This window comes from Bacteroidota bacterium (assembly GCA_034723125.1).
GTDB lineage: Bacteria > Bacteroidota > Bacteroidia > CAILMK01 > JAAYUY01 > JAYEOP01.
In genome coordinates, this window is sequence record JAYEOP010000006.1 from 1 (window position 1) to 4368 (window position 4368).

At 31.8% G+C, this 4368-nt stretch carries 2 protein-coding genes; both read right to left on the reverse strand.

Annotated features, from left to right (window positions below):
• On the reverse strand, positions 1-88 hold an 88-nt coding region (locus tag U9R42_00135; GenBank protein MEA3494427.1), incomplete at its 3' end, for a transcriptional regulator.
• 576 nt (positions 89-664) lie between these two features.
• Positions 665-4368: gliding motility-associated C-terminal domain-containing protein (locus U9R42_00140; protein ID MEA3494428.1), on the reverse strand; the 3704-nt coding region annotated here is incomplete at its 5' end.

Consider the following 4368-nt stretch of genomic DNA (forward strand, 5'->3'; position numbering starts at 1 on the left):
TTACCATATTGTAGCTTTTACCGAGTTTTTCAGCAAGCCACTTTTGTTTAATTCCTTTTGCTTCTAATACTTCCTTAATTCTATTCATAATCATTTTAGAATTGAATTGACAAATTTAGAATAAATAGATCTTTTTTTCATTATCTAGTAGTGCGTTCTTTAATTAGCTTTACATGAAATTTATTATAGATTTTTTCTTTAGACAAGGCAAAATTCTTTAGCATAGTCGTAGCTACGGTAAATAATTTTAACGCAGTATAAAGGAAAAAGATAAATAAATTTGTAATGATAATTAGAGAACGCACTACTAGTTGTCTGTGTCGGTTCTTCTGTATGCCACACAACTACGTTATATCACGACAAATCCCCAAATCTGTTGTCATTTTTATATTTCAAATTCCGGTTTCTTAATCGGACTTTTAGCGTTATTTTCATTAGCATTTTTTTATAATTTTAATAATAATTATTCAACCAACAAATTTAACAATATTTTAAATAAATTGAATTAGATTTATAATCTTTTACAAATCTATAAAATGTAAAAGTTACAAAGGCATAAGGAGGATTCTAATGATTTAAAAAAAAGAAATTATCGCTATAGTCTCTATCCGTATCAGTCCGTAATTTAATTACTTCCAATTTATTCTGTGGCAGTCAAAACAAATCATCTGATTATTGTAATTCTTCCGTTTTTATTTCTCCATCCAACCAATTCATTGTAATACCAAAGAAGGTAAGCATAAGTTTCTACCTCAACCAAGTCATTTTTATAACATCCGTCCCAAGTATCATTTTTGGAATAGCCTCGGAAAATAATTTCACCCCACCGGTCAAATATTATGTAATAAAGGGTATCTACATACAAAGTAAACAACTGAAACACATCATTTAATCCATCACCGTTTGGTGTAAACGCAGAAGGGACTTGAACAACAGGTGGACAAATTTCTTTTATAAAAGTTGAATCTGAACTTACACATCCATTAACATCAAGATGAACAATATAAATACCTTCCTCATCAACTACAATATTTTTCGTAGTCTCTCCCGTAGGCTCCCATAAAAAATCTCCATTCATACTTACCTTTGGAGCAAGTGTTAAAGGTCCGTCATCAGGACAAAATATATATTCCGGTTTTAAGTCAACAAATGTAGTTGGGTCCAAAACAGTAAGATAACGTGTTTCGCTTTTGCCTTTACAACCATTAATATCAGTAACAATAGCAAAAAATTCCCCATCCTCGTTTACAGTTATCGACTGTGTTGATTGCCCTGTATTCCAATCATACACAATGTAATTTTGTTGTATTTTGAAAATAGCAAAACTATCATTACAAATTGTTACATTATTGTCTGGTAGTATTATTGGTTTAGGAAGTGGATATGCCGTTATATGAATGCTGTCGGAATTGATTGTACATCCATTACTGTCAGTAACTACTATCAAAAAAGCACCTACCTCCAATCCATTTATATCTTCCTTTTTACTATTATTATTCCAAATATATTGATAAGGTTTTATCCCACCAAATACTTCTACATCAATACTTCCGTTTTTATCACCCTTACATCCTTCATTAATCTTATTGTAATTGAGATAAAGCGAATCCGGTTCAATAATTTCAAAGGTATCATAATTCAAACAATTATTAGCTTGCTCAATAATCACGTTATAAGTTCCTGCTGATAAATTGTTTAAATAAGTTCCGGTTTTACCATTTGACCATGTTAGGATAAAAGATGGTATTCCTCCGCTAAGTGTCAAATTTATATATCCATTTTGTTGACCATGACAAAGAATGTTATTAACTTTTGATGAAATAAGTAACTCAGGTGGTTGCGTTATTCTTAGCGTATCTTCTATTTGACAAGCATTTGAATCTGTAACAGTAACATAATAAATTCCTGTATCAAGATTATTAATTTGCTGTGTTTGTTCGCCATTTGACCAATTATAAGAATAGGGAGTAGTTCCTCCTGAATTAATTACTGATGCACTACCATCGGCAAATTCAAAACAACTAACATCAGTTCCTTGCATGATGGTTTTAAGCTTATCAGGTTCAGTGATAATAAAAGTGTCAAATGCTTCACATCTTATGCTGTCAATAATTTTAATTGTGTAAGTACCTATATCTAATGAATCAATGTCTTGTGTATTTTTCCCATTTGACCAAAAATATTGGAAAGGATTTGTACCGCCACTTATACTTAGGTTTATATTTCCATTTTGATATCTATAACAACTAATATGATGAATATTAGAATGAATTTGCATTGTGTCAAGGTTTTCAAAAATTTCAAAAGTATCTTTCTGTGTACATCCATTTGAATCAGTTACTTGTAAAATATAAATACCTGCTTGAAGATTCTGAATATCTTCAGTTTTTTGTCCTGTTGACCAATTATATGAATATAGAAGTGATCCACCAATAACAGTAGTATTAATCCATCCATCATCAAGCCCTTTACAAACATTTTTTGTTGTTGCAAAAATCTGAATATCTGCAGGTTGTTCAATTATAAAAGTATCCTTTCGAAAACAACCATTTTTGTCCACAATCTGTACAGAGTATAAAGCTGATACTAGATTAAATATATCCTCATTATTTAAATTATTTGACCAAACAAACTGATAAGGTTTTGTTCCTCCGAAAACAGACAAATCAATACTTCCAGAGGAATCTCCAAAACATTTTACATGATTGAGCTGGCTTGTTATCATCAAAGAATCAGGTTGGTACACAGCAAAAGTATCCTTGTACTGGCATTGATTGGAATCTTTAATAAGTACAAAATAATTTCCTTCCTTCAGCCCTGAAATAGCAGATGTAGTATTTGAAGTATTCCATAAAAAAGTGTATGGAGAAATACCTCCTGATACTGAAATACTTATATGTCCATCTGAACTCCCATAACATGTTAAACTGTCTATTGTTCCTGAAGAAATTATAGGACTTGGTTCAAAAAGTTGAACAGAATCTTGATATAAACAGTTATTAGAATCAGTTACTGTAATTATATATTTCCCTGAAGGGACATTAGTAATATCCTTTGTTGTCTGTCCTGAAGACCAGCTATATAAATAGGGTGTTGTTCCACCGGAAAAAGATAATATTATTGAACCACTTGAATCATTAAAGCATTTAATATTTTGAGTATTAAAAATAATTTGACCGGCTAATGGCTGGGTAATTAAAAAGCTATCACTGTACTGACAAGAATTTGAATCGGTCACAACAACTTTGTAAATCCCAGGTACCAGGTTATTTCTTGTAGAACTCGTTGGACCATCAGACCAGTTAAACTGATATGGCAAAGTACCTCCTGATACAGTTAAGGTTATACTTCCATCATTGCCTCCATTACAACTTATATTTGTTGAATCATGAATAACAGATAACGGCAAAGGTTGAGTAATTAAAAAGCTATCACTATACTGACAAGAATTTGAATCAGTCAAAACAACTTTGTAAATTCCAGGTACCAGACTATCTCTTGTAGAACTCATTGGACCATCAGACCAGTTAAACTGATAAGGCAAGGTACCTCCCTGTGGAGAAAGAGAAATAATGCCCGAATTATCTCCATAACAATATATTGGTTTTATGCTATCTGTGAACATTAATAGTAATGGCTCACTTAGAAAAACAGAATCAAGTCTCTGACAATTATTACTATCTGTAACTGTTACTCCATACATTCCGCTTTGTAATCCTGATAAATTTGCAGTAGAGTCATTTGAAGTCCAATAATAATTATACGGAGTTGTGCCTCCTGATACAGTTAGAGTTATACTTCCATCATTGCCTCCATTACAACTTATATTTGTTGAATCATGAATAACAGATAACGGCAAAGGTTGAGTAATTAAAAAGCTATCACTATACTGACAAGAATTTGAATCAGTCAAAACAACTTTGTAAATTCCAGGTACCAGACTATCTCTTGTAGAACTCATTGGACCATCAGACCAGTTAAACTGATAAGGCAAGGTACCTCCCTGTGGAGAAAGAGAAATAATGCCCGAATTATCTCCATAACAATATATTGGTTTTATGCTATCTGTGAACATTAATAGTAATGGCTCACTTAGAAAAACAGAATCAAGTCTCTGACAATTATTACTATCTGTAACTGTTACTCCATACATTCCGCTTTGTAATCCTGATAAATTTGCAGTAGAGTCATTTGAAGTCCAATAATAATTATACGGAGTTGTGCCTCCTGATACAGTTAGAGTTATACTTCCATCATTACCTCCATTACAACTTATATTTGTTGAATCATGAATAACAGATAACGGCAAAGGTTGAGTAATTAAAAAGCTATCACTATACTGACAAGAATTTGAATCAGTCAAAACAA